Origin of the sequence: Kitasatospora sp. NPDC101235 (assembly GCF_044767505.1) — a bacterium.
Taxonomy (GTDB): Bacteria; Actinomycetota; Actinomycetes; order Streptomycetales; family Streptomycetaceae; genus Kitasatospora.
Map to the genome: position 1 here is coordinate 1 of NZ_JBIWNZ010000058.1, position 23,733 is coordinate 23,733.

Consider the following 23,733-nt stretch of genomic DNA (forward strand, 5'->3'; position numbering starts at 1 on the left):
TGAGTTCTCAAGGAACGGACGCTTCCTTCGGACCGCCTTCCAGCGGGCCCTCCGGGCTTCGTTCTTTCGTGTTTCCAGCTTATCAGACGCTTTCCGCTCCGTTTACCGGGGCTTTCTGCTTCCGACTTGCTGGTGTCGTTCAGAACTTGGCGCCCTGTTCGACGTTTCAAACCCTAGCCGACCTCCGCTCCGAAAAGCGAATCCGGCCGCAATCCGATTAAATGAACACGCCACATTCAGACTGGGCCGCACCTGCCCATGACAGACCCGCCCCAGCCCGAGCCGGGAAGTGTTGGTTCAAAGGATTGGCCACCCCGGGACCGTCCGCGCAGACGCGTGTCCGGTGCTCCCAGTCGAGCGACTGGGAGACAGTACTCCTCCTCGGCGCCCGAGACAAACGCCCTGCACGAAGGGCGCCGGCACCGTAGAAGAAACGCCGCCCCTGTGGGATTGCCGGCCGCCGGTGCCGAACTGCGCCTACGGGTCCACGACTTCAGGATCACGCCCCGGGGTCGTCGGTCGACGGCCGCGGGGCGTGCCCAGGGGCCGGGCCTCTGGGTGAGCGGGCGGTCGCCTACTTGAACAGGCGGTCACCGCTGGTGGCCATGCGGTGGGTCCCGCTGTGACGGTTCACCCAGTCCCGGACCAGGTTGACGGCGTTGGCGCACTGCCAGCTGTTGTCGTACTCCCGCACGCCGGTGAAGGCGCCGTAGCCGGCGATGATGCCGTCCACCTGCGCGTCGCCCAGCAGCTTGTCGACGTACCAGGGGTCGTTGTAGGTGGTCGTCCAGGACAGGGTGGCCGCGAGCCGGCCGGCGGCCCGGTCGGCGGCTCCCTTCTTCAGTTCCGCGCAGGTGTTGTAGGTGGCCTCCGTGCAGTTGCCGAAGCCCTTGGTGATGTCGCTGTCGCCGTAGTCCATAGCCCGGCGGCCGGCCGGGAATCCGGTGCCGGACTTGGCGAAGGCACTCTGCACCTGGTCGCGGGTGCCGGTCGTGGTGATGCCCTCCAGCGGGCCGAGCTTGCCCTCCAGGCTCTTCCAGCCCCGGCCGCCGACGTCCGGGGTGCTGCCGCCGTGGTACTCGTAGAAGCCGTAGAGCACCTGGATGCCGGCGGCCGTCAGCCGCTGGGCCTTGTCGCGCAGCCCGGCAACGCTGCAGGTGCGGTTCGGCTCCTCGCCGCAGTAGTTGGGGTCCTTGATGTCCAGCCAGACCAGCGACAGCCGGCGGCCCGCGTTGGCGTTGGAGATGATGCGGTCGAGCATGCTGTCGAAGCTCGGGCCGAGCCGGTTCTCGCCGGCCGAGGAACAGTCGTGGTAGGCGCGCCACTCGTTCGGGTTCCACCAGGCACAGACGTCGATCTCGATGGCGTTGGCGCCGTGGTTGATCGCGGCGTCCACACCGTCCAGGGTGTCGACCCGGTGCGCGATGGCGTAGATCGGGTGACGCTGGTCGGCGGCCGCCGCCGGGGTGGCGCCCAACGCGGTGGCACCGACGATCCCGCACAGCGCTGCCGTCAGCGCCGAGAGCGTTCGCGAGCGGGCGCCGTGCCTGAGGTGAGCGGTCAAGGAGGCACTCCTTCTTGTTGGTGCACTGACAGGACGATCCCACCAACTGCGCCTTGACGTGCGGTAAACGGGCCATAAACGACATCCGGGGGAAAGCGGTGAGGACACCGGACCGCCCCCGGCGCGCAGCCGGTCCGCGGGCGCCTTCGGCTTCTCCGTCGGGCACCGAATCCTCGGCGGAGGCTCACCGATGACGCCGTCGACGTGGACGGGGCCCCCTGGCGGCGGCCCCGGTCAGTCGAACCGGCCCTCGTCGTGTCCTGACGAGGCTGTCCCGCGAAGGGGCTCCGGACGGCAGGGTCAGGAGACGGGGTCCGAACGGACTCGGCGGCCGACGGACGTGCCCGTCAGCGCCTCGGCCCGGCTACGGCGTACAGCGTGCTGCCGGTCACCAGCAACGCCACCGCGGCCCAGGTGGACGCCTCCGTGCCGGGGGGAAACGTCATCCAACCGACCGTCTTCCCCACGGTGTTGGGCGGCAACGGCGGGACGAGGACGGAGAACGCGAGCCAGCCGGTCGGTAGCGTCCAGGCGAGGTGCGCCCCGCAGAGCACCGCCCCGAGCGCGGCCAGGCCGACCAGACCCGCACTGTCCCGGACGACGACCTCGGTGGGGACGAACTTCGGGCCCACCGCCTGGACCGCCAGCAGCGCCGCACCGGCGACCGCGCCGATCAGCACCGTGTGCGCCGCCCGGCGGGGCACCCACCGGATCGCGGCCGTCCGGTCCAGTGCGAGGTCCTGCCCGACGAACCCGACGGAGCCGGCCGCCACGCTCGCGGCGAGCACGAAGAACGCGGTCGGGTCCATCGCATCCGTCGCACCCGTACCGTCGCCCCGGGTGAAGGCCCACACCGCCAACGCGACGAGCGTGACCGCGGCAGCCGACGTGGGCACCTGCCGTGAACGCGCGTACAGCATCAGCCACCTCATCGCGACGCACCCCCGGCCGGCACCTCGCGCAGCCTCGCCGTGCAGGAGAGGGCGGCGGTGCGCAGCTCGGCGACCCGCGAGCGTTGCTCGGCCGGCGCCAGCGCCTTCAGCTCCCGCCAGGCGGCGTCGGCATCCGCCCAGGTCCTGCGCGAGTACTCGTCGGTGTCCCGCTCCACCATCGGTCGGAGGCCGGGGTCGCCGAGGGCCCAGCTCGCGGCGATGCTCTGAAGGGCGACGCCGTCCTGTGCCCCGCCCTCCCGGGAGGTGCGGGCGTTGCAGCTCGGTGCGAGTCCCTGGGCGACCAGCGCGCGGGTCAGGTCCGTGCCGGTCGCGTCGATGAACAGCTGGTCGTCGAAGTCGACCAGCACCGCGTCACCGGGGAGTGAGCGGGGATCGCCGAGCGCGCGCAGCGCGGTGTCCTCCCGGACCGAGGTCGGCGCCTTGTCGCCCAGGGCGTCGTGCAGCACGCTCAGCGCCTCCCGGCCGCGCGGCGCGAGCTCGGCCAGGTGCGACCGGCTCGCCTCGGTCACGCACACCGGCCCGTCGCAGACCGGGGCCGCGGCGGCCTTGTCGATGACGTAGGTGTCGCGCGCGGCGGCCGGCAGGACCAGTAGGGCCACGGCGGCGCCGGCCAGGGCGGGAGTCACCGCGAGCAGCCGGGCCCGGCGGGTGGCGGCCGCCGACAGCGCGAGGCCGGTGGCGAGAAGTCCGAGCAGCCAGAGCGTCTGGCCGAGGTGGACGGAGCCGGAGAGGGTCAGCAGCATCTGCCGCGGCTCCCCGGTCACCGGGGACAGCAGGCCGAGCCGGTTCGACGTCCTGCTCTCCGGCACCTCCCCTTCGGTCCGCACCCGCAGCATGCTCGTCACCACGAGGCAGGCCACCACCAGGGCCGGCGGGGTGAGGACGGAGGGCAGCGTCCGTGCGACGCCCATGGCGAACACGGCGGCCGCGACGAGGCCCAGGACCGCCACCAGCGAGATCGGCAGCCAGCCGAGGCCCGCGTAGGTGGTCGGGCCGAACGCCACCTGCGCTCCGCCCACGACGACGAGGAGGCCGAAGCCCGCCGCCAGCGCGAGCGCGATCGCACCCGTCGGCAGCGCCGCACGGCGCCAGGCCGGCAGCGGCGTGGTCGCCAGCAGTTCGGTCATCCGCGAGCGGGGTTCACGCAGCCCGTACACCGCCCCGATGCCGACCACGAGCGGCAGCCAGAAGGCCAGCAGGTAACGGGTCCACATGGCCATGGTGGTCCACTGGGCCGTCCACGCTGCGGTGCCCTTCGACCAGACCCCGTCGTACAGGAGGAAGACCGCCAGGCTGCCGCCCAGGACGACGACCCCGGCCCACGGGGCGGCCGAGCGCTTCAGTTCGGTGCGCAGCACACGTCCGTTCACCAGGCGCTCCCCTGCTGTCCGGAGGTGCGGAGCAGCGCCGAGTAGCCGCGCTCCAGGGGGCTGTCGCCCGGGTGCTCGGTACTGCCCGCGGCGGCCAGTTCGTCCGGCGTGCCCTGGAAGACGAGGCGGCCGTCGGCGAAGAGCACCACGTCGGAGCAGGCGGCCGCGACGTCCTCGACCAGGTGGGTGGAGACGACCACGCAGGTGTCGCGGCCCAGGTCGTGCAGCAGCTCGCGGAAGCGCAGCCGCTGTGCCGGGTCGAGGCCGGCCGTCGGCTCGTCCAGCAGCAGCACCGCCGGGGAGTTGACGATGGCCTGGGCGATGCCGGCCCGCCGCACCATGCCGCCGGACAGGGTCTTCATCCGGTGGTCGGCGCGGTCCGCCAGGCCCACCCGTTCCACGGCACGCTGGACGGCCTCGGGGATGTCCGCCTTCGGGACCTCCTTCAACCAGGCCATGTACTCGACGAACTCGCGCACCGTGAAGCGCTTGTAGTAGCCGAAGTCCTGCGGCAGGTAGCCGATGCGGCGGCGAAGGGCCCGGTGGTCACCCATCCTGCCCAAGGAGGTGCCGAGCATCTCCAGTTCCCCCTCGGTGGGGCGCAGCACCGTGGCCAGCGTCCGGATCAGGGTGGTCTTCCCCGCTCCGTTGGGCCCCAGGAGGCCGTGGGCACCGGTGCCCAGGGAGAGGTCGAGCCCGTCGACGGCCATCTTGTTCCGTCCGACGCGCACCCGCAGGCCGCTGGCCCGGATCTCCCAGGCGTAGGTCTTCGGCGCGGTGTCGGCCGCGCTCGTCATGGGTGTCATGCGGTGGTCCCTTTCGATGGTGGACATGGGTTTCACAGCGTCGAGTACGCGTCCCTGCGGGCGATCACGGCGCCGGTGCCGAGCGCGAGGAGCAGCCCCCATGCGGGCAACCGGTCCGGCTGCAGGGCCAGTTGCAGGACGGAGGGGACACGGCCGGTGACCGACGTGGGTGCCACGATGACGACGCCCCACGCGACCGCCAGCCCGACGGCGGCGCGGGTCACCCCGACCACGCTGCCCAGTGCCAGGGCGGTGGAGGTGAAGGCCAGGGAGGGGAGCAGCCACTGCGCGGCCGTCATGGTCCCGGTCAGCCATCCCCCCACCAGTAGCGCGGGCAGGACCACCACGAGGACCGAGGTGGTGCGCCTGAGCAGCAGGGGCAGGCCGGCCCGGGCGGTCGAGGCGGTCAGTTCGTGTACCGGATCCAGGCCGCTCGACCACGACGCGGCGACACCGCACAGCGGCAGCACCGGCGCGATCAGCGACACCGGCGAGGAGCCGCCGAAGACTTCCGACGGTGCGGCCGCGTCCAGCAGCAGCGCCATCAGGGTGACGACGGCGGTCATGGCCAGCCACGGGGCCATGACCGGCGTCAGCCAGGACGACACCCAGCTCGGACGGTGCCGCCGCGAGGCCACCTTGACCACCGCGTCCAACTGCGGTTCCAGACCGGCCCGGACGGTTTCGACGAGCGCGGCGATGCCGGGCGCTCCGGTGGCCACGGAGGCCGCCAGGTGGCTCCGGCAGGGCGCGCACGTCTCCAGATGGGCCTCCAGTGCCCAGACCGTGTCCGCCGCGATCATCGCGTCACCACGTGCGTAGTCGTCGATCAACTGCCTGGACGCGTGTTCCCCGCTCATGCCAGCGCCTCCCGCATCGCGATCCGGGCCCGACGGGCACGGGTCTTGACCGTGCCTTCGGGCAGTCTGAGCAGGACGGCGGCCTCCCGGACGGAGAGCCCGTCGAGCACCGTGGCCTGCAGTACCTCTCGGAGTTCCGGCGCCAGCCGTCGCAGGGCGTCGCCGATGTCGCCGCCGACGGTCCCGGCGAGCGCCTCCTCCTCCGCTGCGGGCACCACCGCCCGCTCGGCGGCGGCGACCGGCGGTTCGGCGTGGTGGGCACGGCGCCGGAACGCATCGACGAGGCGGCGTGCCGCGATCGTCCACAGCCACCCGACGGCCGTACCGCCGACCGCGCTCCCGGCGAACGCGCCGGCCGCGCGCCACACCGCGAGATAGGTCTCCTGCATGACTTCGGCGACGATCTGCTCGTCCGCGCAGCGGCGGCGCAGCCGCACCGCCAGCCATGGCGACGTACGCCGGTACAGCTCGTCGAACGCCCCGCGGTCACCCCTGGCCACCAGCCGGAGGAGGCGCTCCTCGTCCACGTCGTCCAGTGCTCTCCTGCGTGATCTCACACCAGCCAGACGCGCGATCCGGCGCCCGGGTTCTGCATGGGGCGTGACCTGCGTCACATTCTGCGATCCCGGCCGTCGACTCCGGTTCGGCCGCTCCGGCCGAGGTCAGCGCGATGTGCGCCCCGGCGCCGTCGCGTCGCCGTCCGCCACACCCGCGGCATCGGCCCACGCGACATGGTCCGCAACACCCGCCTCGGCGAGGTCCTCGTGGACCCGCGCCAGGGCCTCGTCACCCTCGACGGCACCCCGCTGCAGTCCTCCCCGGCCGAGGAAGTCCCGCTGAACCGCCTCTACTTCCTCTGACCCGTCGGCCGGGCAGCCGGGCAGCCGGGCAGCCGGGCAGCCGACTGTCGAGGGCGCTCGTCCGGCCGCCCCGGGCACGTGGGTGCCCGGGGCGGCGGCGTGCGGGATCGTGCGGGGGCGTCGTCAGTAGGTGACGATGCCCGGGTCGGAGAGGCCGGGGGCGCCGGTCTCGATGTGACCGGCGAGGCGGCGCACGAAGTCGGCGGTCGCGCCTGCGGTGACGGTCACGTCGTACCACCTGCGGCAGGCACTCAGGTCGACGGTGCACGTGACGGTCGCACCCCGGCGGATGGTGAGGGTCTGCGGCGTGCCGCCGTAGGCGTTGGCCAGGGTGATCACGGCGTCCGCGCCGGCCGGGTTGGCGATGGTCAGGTCGAGGTTGCCGGTGGTCGGATTGTGGCGGGCGGTGACCTCCGGCCCGGCGACCGTGCCGGGGTTGCGGAATCGGCGGAGGAAGCCGTTCGGGCCGTGGACGGTCAGGTCCGTGACGCCCTTGGAGTACGTGGTGTTCCAGGCGTCCGCGATCGTCTTTCCCGCCTCCGTGGTGTACGTCCACGGACCGTCGGCGCGGTTGGCCGAGGTCACCAGGAACTGGGCGCCCGCCGCCGCGCCGGCGCTGAAGGTGAGGCGGTACTTGCCCGTGGCGGTGTCGGCCGAACCGTCCACGTACGGCGCGTACGTCAGCGGGCGGGTGGGCCTCGCGCCCGGCTCCTGCTTCGGCATGGTGCCGCCGGCGGGCGGGGTGGGCACGTAGTCCGGGTGCCGGTTGCGGTCCGGCGGGAGGTAGGCGGCCGTGGAGGGGAGCGCCGCCGGGGTCGCGTTCGACGTGGTGAAGTCGAAGGCGGAGGTCAGGTCGCCGCAGATCGCGCGCCGCCAGGGCGAGATGTTGGGTTCCCGGACGCCGAAGCGGCGCTCCATGAAGCGGATGATCGAGGTGTGGTCGAAGGTCTCCGAGCAGGTGTAGCCGCCGGTGCTCCAGGGCGAGACGACCAGCATCGGCACCCGCTGGCCGAGACCGTACGGTCCGGCCGAGTAGCCGATGCTGCCGGCGTAGTAGTCGGCGGTGGTCGCGACGGTCGACAGGCCCTGCGAGGCGGAGGAGGGCGGGAACGGCGGCACGACGTGGTCGAAGAAGCCGTCGTTCTCGTCGTAGGTGATGAACAGCGCGGTCCTGGCCCACACATCGGGGTTGGACGTCAGCGCGTCCAGCACCTGCGAGACGTACCAGGCACCGTAGTTGGCGGGCCAGTTGGGGTGCTCGGTGAAGGCCTCGGGTGCGGCGATCCAGGAGATCCGCGGCAGCGTGCCGGCTTGCACGTCGCGCCGCAGGATGTCGAACAGGCCCTCGCCCGCCTTGGCGTTGGTGCCGGTGCGGGCCTTGTCGTGCAGCGGGTCGCCCGGCTTGGCGTTGCGGTAGTTGTTGAAGTAGAGCAGCGAGTTGTCGCCGTAGTTCCCGCGGTACGCGTCGCCGATCCAGCCCCAGGAGCCGGCCGCGTCCAGTCCGTCGCCGATGTCCTGGTAGATCTTCCAGGAGATCCCGGCCTTCTCCAGCCGCTCGGGGTAGGTCGTCCAGCTGTAGCCGGCCTCCTGGTTGCCGAGGACCGGACCGTTGCCGGTGACGCCGTTGCCGGTGCAGCCCGTCCACATGTAGTAGCGGTTCGGGTCGGTGGAACCGATGAACGAGCAGTGGTAGGCGTCGCAGATGGTGAACGCGTCGGCGAGCGCGTAGTGGAACGGGATGTCATCGCGGGTCAGGTAGGCCATCGTGGTGGCCGTCTTCGCGGGTACCCACTGATCGTACTTGCCGTTGTTGAACGCCTTGTGACCGCCGGCCCAGTCGTGGTTGAGGTCCTGGATGAACTGCATCCCGAGATCGCTGGCCTGAGGCCGGAACGGCAGCACCTCCCGCTTGAGGCCGTCCGTCTGGTGCCACACCGGCTTGCCGCTCGGCAGGGTCACCGGGCGGGGGTCGCCGAAGCCGCGGACGCCCTTCAGCGACCCGAAGTAGTGGTCGAACGAACGGTTCTCCTGCATCAGCACGACGATGTGCTCGACGTCCTGGAGGGTGCCGGTGCTCCCCAGCGGGGCGATGGACGCGGCTCGGGCGATGCTCTGCGACAGCGACGAGAACGCGGCGGTCGCGCCCGCGAGTTGGAGGAATCGGCGGCGGTTCAGCTCTGCCATGGGTGGGTTGACCTCTGCCTGTCAGGAAGTGGAGGACGGCGCCCCCAAGGACAGCGCGTCCGGGGGGCCGCCCGGCGGCCCCTTCATGACTGCCCGCCATACGGCAGACGAACGCATCGAGTTGTACGGACAAGATGCGGCACCCGTGGCGATGGGTCAGCCGACGGCTCCGCTCAGGAGCCACTGGCGGGATCGGGTTCGAGGGAGTCGGTCGTGCGGTCCCGGACGAGCCGGTCGGCGCAGCGCTCGCCGGCCCTGGCGAAGTACGGGCCGGCCTCGCCGGAGCCGGAGCGGGAGCGGGCGAGGGCGAGGGCGAGGCCGAGGGCGAGGGCCGCCTGAGCCGGGAAGTCGGCACCGGCCGGCGGGTTGGCACTGTCCGAGCACATCACCGCGCGCGCCCGGCCGGGGACTGGTGGACCACCGGCGGCAGCGGCATGACGGGTTCCGGTACGGCAATGGCGGGCGTGGGGGTGAGGGTCACCGCAGCCGGCAGCGCGGCAATCCCCACGCCCGCACCCGGGCGCCTCCCGGGCCGCAGGACGGGCGCCCTGCGGCCCGGGAGGCCCTTATTCCTTGGGCACGGCGCTCAGGTCTCAGTGCAGAACGTCGAGTTCGTTGTCGACGTTGTTGACGAAGTAGACCGCGTCGCCGTCCAGGTCCACCGCGAGGCCGAAGAGCGCACCGGCACCGGGCGGGCTGCCCTCGGAGTTGATCTGCTTGACCGCCACCTGCTGGCCGCGCTCGGTGGTCTCGACGATGTTCCCGTCCCCGCCGTTGACCGTCAGGATGTCGCCCCCGGGCGCGAGGGTCATCCCGAGCGGGCCGTTGAGACTGCCACCCTCGCTGATGACCTTCCCGATACCGTCACTGTCGTGGCGGGTCAGAGCGCGGGGGATGGCGGTGATCCGGCTGCGAACGGTGTCGGCCACGAAGAGCGTTCCGTCCTTGCCCAGGGCCACGCCGGTCGGTCCGACCACCAGGGCCGCCGGGTCCGTCCGCTCGGGGAAACCGCACGCGATCTCGGTGGTGGCCACCCGCTTCGGCGGCCCGTCCCCCTCGGAGCTCAGGGTGATCCGCAGCACGGTGCCCTGGTCGACCTCCGCACCGCCGGCGGCCACCGTGCCGTTGAGCACGTTGGTCACGAACAGCTCGCTCCGCCGCTCGGAGCCGCCGCGCCGCTCGGAGCTGACCGCCGTCATGTCCCACGGGCCGTTGATGCCGTCACCCGCGATCGTCTCGCGCACCGTCCCGTGGCTGTCCAGCACCAACAGGCAGCCGGCCTGGGCCGTGGCCGAGGTGCCGTCCGCGGTCGGGAGGCTGCCGACCACGACCCAGCCGCCGGGCAGGACGGTCAGCGCCGTGGTCAGTCCGACCCCACCCGGGCAGGGGCCCGGCAGGTTGTTCGGATCGATCGTGGCGAACGTGGTCCTCTGTCCGCCCGGGGTGATCTGGACCAGCGTGGTGCCCCTGCCCTGTTCGCCGGACGGGGGCACCGAGTTGTTGAAGTTGCTGACCAGGATGTTGCCCCGGTGCAGGTCGCCTTTGTCTTCGCGGATCACGAACGTGCCGTACGGGTTCAGGTCGCCGTTCTCCGGAACGGTGGACGCGACCGTGGACACCGTATGCAGCCGGTCGAGGAACGGCGTACGGTCGGCGGCCCCCGCCGGGGTCGCGGCGCCGGTCAGGCCGACGGTCAGCACGGCGGTCGCCAGCGCGCTCGAACATACCTGGAATCTCATGCACTGCCTCCTGAAGGGCGGCCCGGAGCCCCGAGGCTCGATGGCCCCGGCCCGCGATAGTCACACAGAGTTCTCCCCCGCTACGCAACGTTAGCCATGCCCTGGTCCAGGCGCGCGGTGAGTTCCGCCAAGGGTGGGCCCGGAGACGGTTCCCCGTCCGGCCGGACGCCCGGACGCCCGGTCACAGGAACTGCTCGGCCCAGATGATCTTGCCCTCGGGGGTGTAGCGGACTCCCCAGCGTTCGGTGAGCCGGGCGACGAGGAACAGGCCGCGGCCGCCTTCGTCCTCCGCCATCGCGTAGCGCAGGTGCGGGGCGGTGCTGCTGGTGTCGGAGACCTCGCAGATCAGCGTGCGCTCGTACAGCAGCCGCACACCGATCGGTCCGGTCCCGTAGCGGATGGCATTGGTCACCAGTTCGCTGAGCACCAGTTCGGTGACGAAGGCGGGCTCGTCAAGACCCCACTCGGCGAGCTGTCGGGTGGCCTCGGCGCGGGCCTGGGCCACGGCCTCCGGAGTCGAGGCCACCTCCCACTCCGCGATCCGATCGGGCTCCAGCACGCGGGTCCGGGCGACGAGGAGGGCGATGTCGTCGGTCTGGCGGTCGGGCAGCAGGACGTCGAGCACGGCTTCGCAGACCTCCTGCGGCGATCGGTCGGGGCGGGCCAGGACGGCCGTGAGGGTGTCCAGGCCGACACCGATGTCACGGGTGCGGTCCTCGACGAGGCCGTCGGTGTAGAGGATCAGGCTGCTCCCCGGCGACAGTCGCACCTGCGTGGCTTCGAAGGGCATCCCGCCCAGGCCGAGCGGCGGACCGGCGGGGAGGCCGAGGAGTTCCACGGTGCCGTCCGGGTGGACGACCGCGGGCGGGGGATGGCCCGCCCGGGCCAGCGCACAGGTGGCGGTGGTGGGGTCGTAGATCGCGTAGAGGCACGTGGCACCGGTGATCGCGAGCTCACCCCCGGCTGCGGCCGCCTCCTGGTCGATGTGGGCGACCAGTTCGTCCAGGTGTCCGAGGAGCTCGTCCGGCGGCAGGTCGAGCGTGGAGAAGTTCTGGACGGCGGTGCGCAGGCGGCCCATGGTCGCGGCCGCGTGCATGCCGTGGCCGACCACGTCGCCGACGACGAGCGCGACCCGGGCACCCGGCAGCGGGATGACGTCGAACCAGTCGCCGCCGACCCCGGCCTGGGCGGGCAGGTAGCGGTAGGCGACCTCGATGGCGCTCTGCTCGGGCAACGCTCGCGGCAACAGGCTGTGCTGGAGGGTGACGGCCATCGTGTGCTCGCGCGTGAAGCGGCGGGCGTTGTCGACGGACACGGCGGCCCGGGCGGCCAGCTCCTCGGCCACGGACAGGTCCTCGTCCTCGAACGGGCCCCTGTCCCGGCCGCGCCAGAAGCAGGCGATGCCCATCAACACGCCCCGCGCCGTCAGCGGAACGGTGATCAGCGACGCCAGGCCGGATTCCAGCACCGCCTGCGTGCGCTCGACATCCTGCATGCGCCACCCGACGTCGGTCGCCAGCTCGGTGACCAGCGCGGACCGCCCGCTGACGAAGCCCGCCGCCTGCGGGGTGGTCCCCGCCCACCGAACCAGCTTGCCCTCGGGGTACAGCGGCGAATCGTGCCGGATGCCCGTGAGTGCCACCCGCTGCAGCTCCACCCCGGCACCGACCGCCAGGGGCTGCGGTTCCTCGCCGCGCAGGACCTCTTCGGCGAGGTCGACGGTGGCGTAGTCGCAGAAGTCCCGGGACGCCACGTCGGCGAGTTCCTTCACGGTGCGCCGGACGTCCAGCGTGGTGCCGATGGCCATGCTCGCGTCATAGAGCAGCCTGAGCCGACCGCGGGCGACCTCGGCCTTCCCCGCGAGGGCGCGCAGCTCGGTGGAGTCGCGCAGGGTGGTGACGCTGCCGGGCGGGCCTCCCCCGCTGTCGGTGGGACGGTTGTTGACGGCCAGCAGGCGGTCACCGACGGGGAGCACCTGGTCGGTGACCGCGCTGTCGGAGAGCAGCAGTTCGGTCGTACGGGGGTCGAGGCCGAGGTCGGTGACAGCGCGCCCCTCCGCGTCGGGAGGCAGGTCCAGCAGCCGGCGCGCCTCGTCGTTGGCGAGCAGGACCCGGCCGTCGCCGCCGACGATGGCCACGCCCTCGCGCACCGCGTGCAGCACCGCGTCGTGGTGCTCGTACATCCTGGTCATCTCCTCCGGCCCCAAGCCGCGGGTCTGCCGCAGGAGACGCCTGCCCACCAGCGCTGTTCCGGCCGTGGCCAGGCCGAGCGCGACGGTGCCGGCGCCCAGGACGACCGGCAGCTGGCGGTTGATCGCGCTGCTCACGTTGGCGACCTTCATCCCGGCGGACACGATGCCCACGACCCCGCCGTGGGTGTCCTCCACCGGAACCACCACCTGGTACTCGGGGCCGAGCGGGCCGTGCACCCGCTCGACGGTGACCAGCCCGTGCAGCGACGGCTCGATGGTGCCGACGAACTTCTTGCCGATCTGCTCCGGCTCGGGGTGGGTGTACCGGATGCCGTTCCGGTCGGCCACCACGATGAAGTCGACCTGGGCGCCCTTCCGGGCCGCTTCGGTCAGCGGCTGGAGCACCGCGCTGGGATCGGGGCCCTGCATCGTCGCCACCAGGCCGGGGCCGTGGGCGAACGCCTCGGCCGCGGCGAGCGATCGGTCGCGCGCGGCCGCGTACCGGTCACTGCGGGACTCGACCAGCAGCGCGACGACCGCCGCCACCACGAGCAGCAGCACGATGAACACCTGCATGAGGAACATCTGGCCGGCGACGCTGCGGATGCTCGTCACCGACCGCAGACGCCGCACCGACGGCTCCCGCGGCATCGGGCGTGGATGCCGCCGCCCACTGCGGCCGGCCGCTCTGCCCGGAGCCCGGGGAGGGGGGCCCGTGTCTTTCGCCATACACCTATGGTCCCGCCCCTGGCACGAGCGGGACACAGCACGCGGGGGACCCCTCCCGGGCACGCTCTGCGACATGGCCTCGTGCGCCATACCCGTCGGCCCTCGGAAGCGGCCCCGCCCCGTCCCGGCTCACCGGGGGACGGACCGGATCAGCAGCAGCGCGACGTCGTCGGTGCGGTACTCTCCGTGCCCGGCCCGGTCGACGAGCGCATCGGCCAGCCGGTCGAGCGGTTCGCCGCCGTGGCGGGCCAGCGTGGCGGTGAGGTCGGCCAGCGCCCGGTCGGGGTCCGCACCGGGAGTGTCGACGAGGCCGTCGGTGTACAGGACCAGAGTGGTGCCGATCGGCAGGTCGATGCGGATCTGCGGATAGTCGGCGGCGGGGTCGACGTTCAGCACCATGCCGACGAGCGGCTCCAGTGCGTCCGCCCGGCCGTCCGGGCCGTACCGCAGGGGCACCGGGTGGCCCGCGTCGGCCAGCCAGGCCTCGCGCCGGGCGAGGTCGACGCGCAGGTAGACGCAGCTGGCCAGCAAGGCCGTGTCCAGGTCGGCCACCAGGCGGTTGGTGCGGGACAGCACGGTGCTCGGATCGGCATCGGCCGCGGCGAAGGCACGGACGGCGGTACGGACCTGGCCCATCAGCGCGGCGGCGTTGACGTTGTGGCCCTGGACGTCGCCGATCACGACGGCGACCGTGTCGGGCCCGACCCGGATGAGGTCGTAGAAGTCGCCTCCGACGTCCATTCCCTCGGTGCACGGCAGGTAGCGGGCGCTGACCTCCAGGCCCGGGACGTCCGGCAGCGCACGGGGCAGCAGGCTTTCCTGGAGGCCGTGGGCGAGGCCGAGCTTGGTGTCGTACAGCCGGGCACGGTCCAGGGCCTGGGCGATCAGTCCGCCGAGCGAGGTGAGGACGGCGCGTTCCTCGAGATCGAAGCGGTGCGGCTCGGCGAAGGCCAGTACGCAGGTGCCGATCAGCCTGCCCGAGGTCACCAGCGGCAGATAAGCCCAGGCGGCCATCCCGTCCTGCGTCTCGGGGCGGCCCGGGTAGAGCCGCTCCAACTCCGCACGGCTCTCGAAGTACGTCGGCACGGGGTTGCTGGACGCCCGGACACCGGGCGTGGGCGCGGTCAGCGGGGTGCCGTCGAACTGGTCGACCAGGCCGGGTGGGTAGCCGCGATGGCCCACGATGCGCAGTCGGCCCCCTTCGGCCATCAGCACCGCCACGGCCCGACCGCCGAAAGCCGGCACGATCTGCTCGGAGACCATGCTCACCACGTCCTGCACGCTGACGGCCTCGGTCAGCGCGCCGGCGAGGTGGAGGAGGTGGTACAGCGCTCCGGGCCGCGTGTGCGCCGCCCGGTCGGACGGCGTTCCGGTGGGCCCGTCGCGGCGGGCGGCGTCGGCGGAGACGATCCGCGCGGTCAGTCCGGACGGGTCCGGGAAGAACTCGAACGACAGCCACCGGTTCGGCGGCCGCAACGCGAGGAAGGAAATGGACTGCCCGCTGATCACCGCGGTCCGGTAGTGGTACTCGAACACCGGATCCCGCAGCCACGACAGAGCCGCCCACGGCCGTACGCCCAGCAGCCGCTCGACCGGTTCGCCCAGCAGCTCGGCGGCGGCCGGTGTGACCACGGCCAGCCTGCCGTCCAGATCGATGCCGCAGATGCCCTCCGGAAGCCGTTCCGCCATCGTGGTGAGGGGGGCGGCGGAACCGCGCTCCGCCACCTCGGGGCGCGGGCCGGCCCGGACCGGACGGCCTGCCCGGGCCGCCTGCGCCAGCACCTCGGCCAGGCTCGCGGCGAGGGCGTCGAACCGGTCCCGTTCACCGTGCGACATTTCGGGGGGATGCGCGGCGGGCCAGAACACGAAGACGACCCCGTACGTGCTCCCTCGTGTGACGAGCGGAGCGGCCGCGAGGCAGAACGCGTACGGCATGGCGAGCGCGACCCTCGGGTACCTGCGCGCCATGTCGTCCGAGCCGGCCACCCAGACGACCCGGCCACTGCGCGCCGCTTCGGCCACCGGTATCGGTGCGGTCATGCCGACGCGCTGCCACGGCCTGGAGAACTGCCGGGCAGCCCCCAGCGTCACGGCCAGTTCGAGCACCTGCCGGTCCTCCGACAGCAGGTAGAGGCCGCCGAGGTACGCGTCGAGCCGGGCCGGCGCCGATCGCAGGATCTGCGCCACCGCGTCCAGACCGCGCCCGGCCGGCGCCTCGGCGGCCTCGAGTCCGGGCCTCGGCGACGGATGCCATGGCACGCCCATCACAAGCACCCCATTCGAGCCGACCAGTGAGCCCGTGAGCCTCCTCCCATAGTGGCTCGGCCGGCACCGAACGTCCCGTCGCGTCCGCCGACGTCAGTAGCCGGGAACGTCCAGCACCTCGACGGTGGCGCCCTCGGCGAGCCCGCCCGGCGGTACGACGGCGAGGCCGTCGGCGAGGGCCGGGCCGCGCAGCATCGCCGGGCCGTCGAACGGCAGCGGCACCGCGGTGCGCGCCGTGAGCACCACCGGCAGCAGCCGGGTGTCCTGCGGGTGGCCCGGCAGTTCGGCGGCGGCGGTGACACGGAGGGTCGGGGCCGTCCGGCCGGCCAGCCGCCGGAGCAGCGGCAGGGCCAGGGTCAGCGTGCCGGCCACCGCGGCGAGCGGGTTGCCGGGCAGGCCGACCAGCCGGCGGGACCGGCCTGCGGCGGTGGGCGTCAGCTCCGCGAGCAGCATCGGGTGGCCGGGCCGTACCGCGACGGAGTCGACCAGCAGCCGGGCGCCCGCCTCGGTGAGCACGCGGTGCAGGAAGTCCGCCGGCCCGACGGCGGTGCTGCCGGTGGTGACCACGACGTCGGCGCGCGAGCTGCGCAGCGCTTCGCCGAGCAGTCCGAGGTCGTCCCCCACCCGGTGGATCCCGATCACGTCGGCGCCGGCGTTCCGCAGCACGGGCGGCAGCAGCGGACCGAGTGCGTCGCGGACCCGACCCGCCACCGGGAGGCCGGAGGTCAGCAACTCGTCACCGAGGAGCAGCAGTTCCACGGTCGGCCGGCGGTGCACGATCAGCCGGTCGTAACCGGCGGCCGCCGCCAGGCCCAGCACGGCCGGGGTGACGGTGGTACCCGCCGGCAGGAGCACGTCGCCGTGACAACACTCCTGCCCGCGGGGCCGGACGTCGCGGCCCGGGACCATCCGGTCCGGCGCGAGGTGGTGCAGAACACCGCCGTCGGGTGCCATCAGTCCACCGTGCTCGTAGCGCAGTACGGCCGTCGCGCCGGGCGGCAGTGGGGCGCCGGTGGCGATGGGCACGGCGGTGCCACGGTCGAGCGGCTCGGCCGGCGCTCCGCCCGCAAGGATGCCGCCGCCGCGCAGCCGCCACGGTCCCGGCCCGGCCACCGCCCAGCCGTCCATCGCGGACGTGTCGAACGGCGGCAGGTCGGTGAGCGCCGTCAGCGGCTCGGCGGGGGCGTGGCCGAGGGCCTCGGGGAGGTCGCGGGCGACGGCGGGCAGTGGCCGGCCGGCGCTGTTCCGGGCGGTTGCCCGCGCCCGCTCCCACGTCATCCGGTGGACGGCGGTGCCGTACCGGTGCGGTACGCCGTGCGCGATCCGGTCGGGGAGCGTCCCGTGGCTCATGCCGCCCCCACCTCCTCGGGCCGCTCCGCCACCCAGCGCCCGGCCAGTCGGGACACCCTGCGGTTGGCCTCGGCGACCGCCTCCGGCCCACCGCCGGTGCGCGCGGCCGCGTAGCCGACCAGGAACGCGGTCAGCGGAGCGGCGGGGCGGGCCACGCCGTGTGCGACGATCCGGGTCATGTCGAGCAGCTCGGCGACGTCGACCTGGAGGTCGATGCCGAGTTCCTCCCTGACCGCGTCGATCCAGTCCTTCATGCGGTGCCCCTCGTGCACTCGTGATCCGTTCGCTGTCTGGTCGCGGGCCCGGCGGTTCGCCTCAGGCCCGGCGGCGCACCGGCGCGGCCCCGTGGGGCCGGCCGGCCCGGTGCGCCGGCGGTAGACCAGGTACGGGCGGATCAGGTAGCCGACGGGAGCGCTCCACACGTGGACCAGTCGGGTGAACGGCCAGGCGGCGAAGAGCAGACAGGCCGAGAGCGCGTGCAGCTGGAACAGCAGCGGGGCGCCGGCCATCGCCTCGGGGTGGGGGTGGAAGACGAACACGCCGCGGAACCAGATCGAGATGGTGGACCGGTAGTCGTAGCCGCCGCCGAGGAGGTTGTGCGCCGCCGTGGCGGAGAAGCCGAACAGGACGGTCACCGAGAGCAGCGGGAAGAGCAGCTTGTCGCTGCGGTCGGTGGTGAGGCGGACCCGACGGGTCAGCAGTCGGCGGGCGCAGAGCATGCCCAGCCCGGTGATCATGGCCACGCCGGCCACCGTGCCGAGCGAGACGGCTGTCAGGTGGTAGGTGTGCTCGGAGATCCCGGCCGCCTCCGTCCACGAGACGGGGACGACGAGGCCCAGGACGTGGCCGCCGATCACCGCGAAGGCGCCGAGGTGGAACAGCGGACTGCCCCAGCGCAGCCAGCGGTGCTCCAGGAGCTGGCTGGTGCGCGAGGTCCAGCCGAACTGGTCCTGGCGGTAGCGCCAGACGTGCCCCACCACGAAGACGGCGAGGCAGGCGTAGGGGAACGCGACCCAGAGGATCAGGTCCCCTCCGCTCGCGGCGGCGGCGAGTGAGGTGCCCGTGGATCTCATCGGTGGCCCTCCTTGGTTCTGGTCGGCAGCAGCGGGATCAGCGTCGGCGGGGCGGTCTCGGGAGGGACGAAGGTCTGCGGCGGCGCGAACAGGTCGCCGGCGTAGGGGTCGAGACCGACCTCCTCGGCGGGCGGGCCCTGCGCGGCCAGCTCCGCCACCGCCGCCAGGTCGGCGTCGGTCGGCGGCGGGAGAAGGGTGAGGAGCGCGGCGAGCAGGTGCCGGTAGGGGGAGTCCACGTCGGCCAGGGCGTGCCGGATCAGTTCCAGTCCGCGCCGGTGCTGGCGCAGCGGCGCCTCGCCGCTGCCGGACCCTTCGAGCGCGGCGAATTCGAGGACGACGGGGAGGTGGTCCGGGAGTTCGGCGGCGTCGGCGTCCCAGCCGGCGGCGCGGTAGCGCTGGGCGAGGGCGAGCAGGGCCATGCCGCGGCGGCGCGTGTCACCGTGCAGGTAGTACGTCAGGTAGAGGCTGCTCCTGCGGCGCAGGTCGAAGACCACCGAGGCGCACCACTTCCGCCGGGTCGCCCTGCAGCGCCGGGTGCTCGCGGACCGGGGCGAGGACCACGTGACGGCACTCGGCCTCGGCCCGCTCTACCGCGAACTGCGTGAGCGCGCCGCTGACCTGGGGCTCGACGGCTCACCGCGGCGGGCCCGCCGCCCACCGCTGGACGTGAACGCCGGCCGCGGCTTCGTCTTCGTCTCCCACACCGGCACCGTGCACCCCAGCGGCTTCCTCCCGCTGGGCGCCGGCAGTGTACGGGAGCGGCCGCTGCCCGAGATCTACCGCACCTCCGAGCTCTTCACCGGCCTGCGGGACGGCGACCGGCTCGGCGGCCGCTGCGGCCGGTGCGAGTTCCGCCGGGTCTGCGGCGGCTCCCGCTCGCGCGCCTACGGACTGACCGGCGACCCGTACGCCGAGGAGCCGTGGTGCGGCTACCGGCCCGGTTCCTTCCCGTACCAGCAGGATCTGGCGGCGCTGCTGCCCCCGGTGCACGGATCGGCGGACCGGCCATGAGCACCCCACCACGTGCCGTACCCGGGCGGCCCTCCCGGCAGACCCGGTACGTGCGGGCACACGTCCTGGTGGCGGCCTGGCTGGGCCTGGCGCTGCCGGCCGCCGGCGCGCAGGCGTCCCTGCCGGTGGCCCGCTGGCTGACCGTGCACCTGTTCCTGCTGGGCGCGGCCACCACCGCCGTCCTGCTGTGGAGCGAGCACTTCGCCGTCGCCCTGCTGCACGCGCGGCAGCCCGACGAGCGGTGGAGCCGGGCGCGTCTGTACGGCGCCAACCTGGCCGTACTGGGCGTCCTGACGGGTGTGTGGGCGGAGCTGCCCGCGCTGACCGGCGCCGCCTGCCTGCTGCTGATCACCGCCGTCACCGCCCACCTGGTGGTGCTGGCACGGCTGGGCCGCCGGGCACTGGGCGGACGGCTGACACCGGTGGTGGGCTACTACCGGGCCGCGGCGGCGGCGATGGTGGTCGGTGCGCTGCTCGGCTGGGCGCTGGCGGTCGCCCCACTGGGCGGGCGGGCGTACACGGGCCTGCGGCTCGCGCACCTGCACGTGATGCTGCTCGGCTGGATCGGACTGCCCGTCCTGGGCACCCTGTTCATGCTCTGGCCGACCGTGCTGGGCGTGCAGATGCAGGACCGCACCGCCCGGATCGCCCGCCGCACTCTGTGGTTGACGGGCGCCGGCCTGGCGGTGGCGGTCGCCGCGCTGGCGGCGGGCCGGCGCTGGCCGGCCGCGGTCGGAGTCGCCGGGTACGCCGTGGGCGTGGCCCTCGCCGTCGACCTGTTCGCCCGCACGGTGCGCAGGCGCGCCGCCGTCTCGGCGGCGGCCGCCTGGATGCTCGCCGCCGCGCTCGGCTGGCTGCTGGCGGCCCTGCTCACGGACCTGGTCCTGCTGGGCGCCGGCACGATGACGGACCTGCAGGACGACATCGACTCGCTGGTCCCGGTGCTGCTGCTCGGCTTCGTCGGGCAGGTCCTGATCGGCGCCCTCACCTACCTGCTGCCGGCCAGGCCGAGCGCCCGGCCCGGGGCGGCTGGGCGGCGCGGCGCGGGCCGCTGCTGGGCACGGCCGCCGGCACCGCCCTCACCGTGGTGGCCGCGCTGGTGGCGGTCAGCGGCGGATCCGACCAGCACCCGCAGGCGGCGCCGGCGCCGGCCGCCGCCGCCGCGGGCATCAAGACCGTGGAGATCTCCCTGCAGTCGATGCGGATCGGCCCGGACCGCATCGAGGTGCCGCACGGGACGGCGGTGCGGCTGGTCGTCACCAACCGCGACTCCATGCGGCACGATCTGACCGTCCAGGACGGCCCTTCCACCCCGCTGCTCGGCCAGGGCGAGAGCCGCACCCTGGATCTCGGGCCGGTCACCGCGGACCGCCAGGCCTGGTGCTCCGTCCCCGGTCACAAGGCCGCCGGGATGCGCCTGGCCATCGTCGTCCGCCACTCCGGTGCGAGCGCCGCCGCCGGGCCGCCACCGGCGGGCACGACCCGGCCGGGGACTTCTCCGCCCGCTGGAAGCCGCGCGACGCCGCCCTGCCCGCCGCGAGCGGCGAGCGGGTACACCGCATCGAACTGCACGCCGTCGACGCCATGGTGGAGATCGCCGCCGGGGTGTCCCAGGAGATGTGGACCTTCGGCGGCACCGCGCCCGGCCCCGTGCTGCGCGGCCGGGTCGGCGACACCTTCGAAGTCACGCTGGTCAACGACGGCGACATGGGCCACGGCATCGACTTCCACGCCGGCGAGCTCTCCCCGGACCGGCCGATGCGCACCATCGAGCCGGGCGAGCGGCTGGTCTACCGCTTCACCGCCGAGCGCGCCGGCGCCTGGCTGTACCACTGCAGCTCGGCGCCGATGCTCCAGCACATGGGCAACGGCATGTACGGCGCCGTGGTGATCGACCCGCCGGACCTCGCCCCGGTCGACCAGGAGTACCTGCTGGTCTCCTCCGCGCTCTACTACGGCGCGCCGGGCAGCGACCCCCAGGTGGCCGCGATGAAGGCCGGCACCCCCGACGCCTGGGCCTTCAACGGGATCGCCACCCAGTACGCCAAGGCGCCGCTCACGGCCCGCGCCGGACAGCGGGTGCGGCTGTGGGTGGTCGCCGCCGGGCCGAGCGACGGGATCGCCTTCCACGTCGTCGGCGCGGTCTTCGACACCGTCTACAAGGAAGGCGCCTACCTGCTCACGCCGGGCTCCCCCGGCGGCTCGCAGGTGCTCGACCTGGCCCCCGCGCAGGGCGGGTTCGTCGAGACGAGATTCGCCGAGGCCGGGCACTACGCCTTCATCGACCACGACATGCGGCACGCCGAAGCCGGCGAGCGCGGCGTTCTGGAGGTGAAGTGATGGGCGGCGTCGGACTCTGGTCCGTGGTGCGCTTCGTCCACGTGTGCGGCGCGGTGCTGTGGGTCGGCGGGCAGCTCGCCCTGTCCGCCGTGATCCTCCCGCTGGCCCGCCGTCAGTTCCCCGCCGACGTCGCCGGCCGGTTCGCCGGCGCGGTGGGCCGCCGGTTCGGGCTGCTCACCGGGGCGCTGTTCCTGCCGGCGCAGCTCGGCACCGGCGTCGCGCTGGCCTGGCACCGGGGCGTCACCTGGGCATCGCTGGCCGAGCCCGGCTACGGCCGGATCCTCGCGGCCAAGCTCGGCCTGTTCACCGCCGTGATGCTCGCGGCCGCCCTCCACGGCTGGGCCCACGCCAGGAACCGCGCCGAACTCGCCCGGGCCCTCGCCGTCGCCTCCCTGGTCGGCTCGCTCGGTGTCGTCCTGTTCACCGCCGCGCTGCCCGCCACCTGACCCGTCCGCCCTCGCGGCCCCACCCGCGGGCCGCCCCCACCCACGCACCGTCGCACTCATCGGAGAAACGGAGACCCCACCATGGAAACCCGCCCGACCGGGGACAGACCCGCCGCGCCGACCTCCGGGCAGCGAACGCTGATGCTGACCCTGGCCACCCTCGGCTTCGCCCTCAACTTCTGGGCCTGGGCGCTGATCAGCCCGCTCGGCACGCGGTTCAAGGACTCCCTCGGGCTCAGTTCGTTCCAGCAGTCACTGCTGGTCGCCGTCCCGGTGATCGTCGGCTCGCTGGGCCGCATCCCGGTGGGCGCGCTCACCGACCGGTACGGCGGCCGGGTGATGTTCCCGCTGGTGTCCGTCGCCACCATCGTGCCGGTCCTGTACCTCGGCCTCGTCGGACACTCGTCGCTGACCGCACTGCTCGTCGACGGCTTCTTCCTGGGCATCGGCGGCACGTCCTTCGCCATCGGCGTCCCCTTCGTCAACGCCTGGTTCCCCCCGGAGCGGCGCGGCACGGCCATCGGCGTCTTCGGGGCCGGTATGGGCGGCACCGCGATCAGCGCACTGACCACGGTGAACCTGGTCAAGAGCCACGGGATTGCCGCCCCCTTCGTGGTCACCGCGATCGTGCTCGCCGTGTACGCGGTGGTGGCGCTGGTCCTTCTGCGCGACGCTCCGGGACGAACGGTGCCCACCGAGCCGCTGGCCCGCCGCCTCGGCGGTGCCCTCCGGCTGCGCGTCACCTGGCAGGCCTCGGCGCTGTACGCCGTCGCCTTCGGCGGCTACGTCGCCTTCTCCGTCTACCTTCCGACCTACCTCAAGACCGCCTACGGACTCCAGCAGGCCGACGCCGCGAACCGGATGGCCGGGTTCGTCCTGCTGGCCGTGCTGATGCGGCCGGTCGGCGGCTGGCTGTCGGACCGGACGAGCCCCGTGCGGGTGCTGGGCTGGGCGCTGGGCGTGACCGTGCTGGGCGCCCTGCTGCAGGGCTTCACCCCGCCACTGGCCCCGCTCGGCACGGTGGCGTTCCTGACCATGGCCGCGGCGCTGGGCACCGGCAGCGGAGCGACGTTCGCCCTGGTCGCCCAGGTCGCGCCGGCCAACCGGGTCGGCTCCGTCACCGGTGTGGTGGGGGCGGCGGGCGGCCTCGGCGGTTTCGTCCCGCCGCTGACGATGGGCGCCCTGTACGGCAGCTACCACTCGTACGCGGCCAGCCTGGTGGCACTCACCGTGGTCGCCGCGGCCGCCGCGGTCTTCACCGCCACCCGGGTCCGCCGCGCCGTCCAGGCCTGACCGACCACCAGGCGACCGATCGCCAGCCGACCGAGAGGAAGGACCCCTCGACCCACCATCCGCGACCTGACGAACGAACACGACACCGTGGTCAACCTGATCGGCGCGGTCCGAGCCGCCCACCACGACGGCAACACACCGGGCATGGCCGAAACCGCCCGCGCCATCGCCGCCGTGCTCCGCCCCCACACCGAGGTGGAGGAGAGCGGTCTGTTCCCGTTCATGGCTGCCGAGTTCCCCGACCACATCGAAATCCTGGAGGCCGAGCACCGACGCATCGAGGCCGTCCTCGGCGAGGCGTCGGACGGCACGCCCACCGACCCCGCCTGGCCGCAGAGGCTCCTGGACACCCTCGGCCAGTTGCGGGCCCACATCCTCAAGGAGCAGGACGGTGTCTTCCCTGCCGCCCTCGCCCAGTTGAGCGCGGAGGAATGGGAGGCCGTCGAGGCCGTGCGCGCCCGGGTCGGTACGGCCCTGCCGGGCTCCGTCGGCTGACGGCCCGTCCGAACCCCCACCGGGCCCCTCGCCGCCGGCCACCGCTCCTCGGCGAGGGGCCCTCACCAACGCCGTAACGCAAAAAGACCCCCTCCCGATGGGAGGGGGTCTTTTCGGAATAATTGTTCGGCGGCGTCCTACTCTCCCACAGGGTCCCCCCTGCAGTACCATCGGCGCTGTAAGGCTTAGCTTCCGGGTTCGGAA

The 23,733-nt window shown here is 73.3% G+C and carries 18 protein-coding genes, 1 rRNA gene and 3 pseudogenes; 7 read left to right on the top strand and 15 right to left on the bottom strand.

Translation table 11 applies throughout. The annotated features are described in order from the left end of the window. Positions 1-574: 574 nt before the first annotated feature. The 6 genes from ACIRRH_RS42380 to ACIRRH_RS42405 form a co-directional block, all read right to left on the bottom strand. Positions 575-1,564 carry a phospholipase gene (locus ACIRRH_RS42380; protein ID WP_403078682.1) on the bottom strand — a complete coding sequence of 330 codons (990 nt, stop codon included), beginning with the start codon at positions 1,562-1,564 and terminating at the stop codon, positions 575-577. A 347-nt stretch (positions 1,565-1,911) separates the two neighbouring features. Beyond that, positions 1,912-2,496: a hypothetical protein gene (locus ACIRRH_RS42385; protein ID WP_403078683.1), complete on the bottom strand. Its 585-nt coding sequence runs from the start codon at positions 2,494-2,496 to the stop codon at positions 1,912-1,914. After that, positions 2,493-3,887 carry a hypothetical protein gene (locus tag ACIRRH_RS42390; protein WP_403078684.1) on the bottom strand — a complete coding sequence of 465 codons (1,395 nt, stop codon included), beginning with the start codon at positions 3,885-3,887 and terminating at the stop codon, positions 2,493-2,495. The genes ACIRRH_RS42385 and ACIRRH_RS42390 overlap by 4 nt, the downstream gene beginning before the upstream one ends. Further along, the gene (locus ACIRRH_RS42395) at positions 3,884-4,693 is read right to left on the bottom strand and encodes an ABC transporter ATP-binding protein (RefSeq protein ID WP_403078686.1); all 810 of its coding nucleotides are present in this window, start codon (positions 4,691-4,693) and stop codon (positions 3,884-3,886) included. The genes ACIRRH_RS42390 and ACIRRH_RS42395 overlap by 4 nt, the downstream gene beginning before the upstream one ends. A 32-nt stretch (positions 4,694-4,725) precedes the next feature. Beyond that, entirely contained in the window at positions 4,726-5,553 is an 828-nt protein-coding gene (locus ACIRRH_RS42400; protein ID WP_403078688.1) for a zf-HC2 domain-containing protein, read from the bottom strand. Beyond that, the gene (locus tag ACIRRH_RS42405; RefSeq protein WP_403078690.1) at positions 5,550-6,080 is read right to left on the bottom strand and encodes an RNA polymerase sigma factor; all 531 of its coding nucleotides are present in this window, start codon (positions 6,078-6,080) and stop codon (positions 5,550-5,552) included. The genes ACIRRH_RS42400 and ACIRRH_RS42405 overlap by 4 nt, the downstream gene beginning before the upstream one ends. A gap of 153 nt (positions 6,081-6,233) precedes the next feature. Between ACIRRH_RS42405 and ACIRRH_RS42410 the strand changes: the two are divergent. After that, positions 6,234-6,413: pseudogene (locus ACIRRH_RS42410) on the top strand (urease subunit alpha); the annotation flags it as partial. Between the two features lie 123 nt (positions 6,414-6,536). On the opposite strand, the gene ACIRRH_RS42415 reads toward ACIRRH_RS42410, so the two are convergent. The 8 genes and pseudogenes from ACIRRH_RS42415 to narJ all read right to left on the bottom strand — a co-directional run. Further along, positions 6,537-8,597: a phosphocholine-specific phospholipase C gene (locus ACIRRH_RS42415; protein ID WP_403078692.1), complete on the bottom strand. Its 2,061-nt coding sequence runs from the start codon at positions 8,595-8,597 to the stop codon at positions 6,537-6,539. Between the two features lie 173 nt (positions 8,598-8,770). Then, positions 8,771-8,983 (bottom strand): hypothetical protein, encoded by a 213-nt coding sequence (locus tag ACIRRH_RS42420; protein ID WP_403078694.1) that lies wholly within the window; start codon positions 8,981-8,983, stop codon positions 8,771-8,773. Positions 8,984-9,190: 207 nt separating this feature from the next. Beyond that, positions 9,191-10,336, bottom strand: coding sequence for a hypothetical protein (locus tag ACIRRH_RS42425; protein WP_403078696.1), 1,146 nt, complete (start codon positions 10,334-10,336; stop codon positions 9,191-9,193). Between the two features lie 181 nt (positions 10,337-10,517). Beyond that, the gene (locus ACIRRH_RS42430; protein WP_403078697.1) at positions 10,518-13,178 is read right to left on the bottom strand and encodes a SpoIIE family protein phosphatase; all 2,661 of its coding nucleotides are present in this window, start codon (positions 13,176-13,178) and stop codon (positions 10,518-10,520) included. 207 nt (positions 13,179-13,385) lie between these two features. Beyond that, the gene (locus tag ACIRRH_RS42435) at positions 13,386-15,521 is read right to left on the bottom strand and encodes a SpoIIE family protein phosphatase (protein ID WP_403078698.1); all 2,136 of its coding nucleotides are present in this window, start codon (positions 15,519-15,521) and stop codon (positions 13,386-13,388) included. 93 nt (positions 15,522-15,614) lie between these two features. Further along, on the bottom strand, positions 15,615-16,799 hold the full coding sequence (locus ACIRRH_RS42440) for a molybdopterin molybdotransferase MoeA (RefSeq protein WP_403078706.1): 1,185 nt from the start codon (positions 16,797-16,799) through the stop codon (positions 15,615-15,617). Positions 16,800-16,867: 68 nt separating this feature from the next. Continuing rightward, positions 16,868-17,944, bottom strand: a complete 1,077-nt coding sequence (narI, locus tag ACIRRH_RS42445; protein WP_403078699.1) for a respiratory nitrate reductase subunit gamma — start codon at positions 17,942-17,944, stop codon at positions 16,868-16,870. Further along, a pseudogene (gene narJ / locus ACIRRH_RS42450) lies at positions 17,941-18,432 on the bottom strand (nitrate reductase molybdenum cofactor assembly chaperone); the annotation flags it as partial. The gene narI and the pseudogene narJ, both read right to left, overlap by 4 nt. 46 nt (positions 18,433-18,478) lie before the next feature. Here narJ and ACIRRH_RS42455 point away from each other — a divergent pair. The 6 genes and pseudogenes from ACIRRH_RS42455 (at position 18,479) to ACIRRH_RS42480 (ending at position 23,529) form a co-directional block, all read left to right on the top strand. Continuing rightward, on the top strand, positions 18,479-18,955 hold the full coding sequence (locus ACIRRH_RS42455) for a hypothetical protein (protein ID WP_403078700.1): 477 nt from the start codon (positions 18,479-18,481) through the stop codon (positions 18,953-18,955). A 1,198-nt stretch (positions 18,956-20,153) separates the two neighbouring features. Further along, a pseudogene (locus ACIRRH_RS42460) lies at positions 20,154-20,255 on the top strand (hypothetical protein); the annotation flags it as partial. Between the two features lie 80 nt (positions 20,256-20,335). Further along, a complete protein-coding gene (locus ACIRRH_RS42465; protein ID WP_403078702.1) occupies positions 20,336-21,295 on the top strand; it encodes a multicopper oxidase domain-containing protein in 960 nt (319 codons plus the stop codon). Next, a complete protein-coding gene (locus ACIRRH_RS42470) occupies positions 21,295-21,741 on the top strand; it encodes a hypothetical protein (protein ID WP_403078703.1) in 447 nt (148 codons plus the stop codon). The genes ACIRRH_RS42465 and ACIRRH_RS42470 overlap by 1 nt, the downstream gene beginning before the upstream one ends. Before the next feature lie 81 nt (positions 21,742-21,822). After that, positions 21,823-23,034, top strand: coding sequence for a nitrate/nitrite transporter (locus ACIRRH_RS42475; RefSeq protein ID WP_403078705.1), 1,212 nt, complete (start codon positions 21,823-21,825; stop codon positions 23,032-23,034). A gap of 66 nt (positions 23,035-23,100) precedes the next feature. Further along, positions 23,101-23,529 carry a hemerythrin domain-containing protein gene (locus tag ACIRRH_RS42480; RefSeq protein WP_403078708.1) on the top strand — a complete coding sequence of 143 codons (429 nt, stop codon included), beginning with the start codon at positions 23,101-23,103 and terminating at the stop codon, positions 23,527-23,529. A gap of 124 nt (positions 23,530-23,653) precedes the next feature. Here ACIRRH_RS42480 and rrf read toward each other — a convergent pair. After that, positions 23,654-23,733: ribosomal RNA gene (gene rrf / locus ACIRRH_RS42485) — 5S ribosomal RNA — on the bottom strand; the annotation flags it as partial.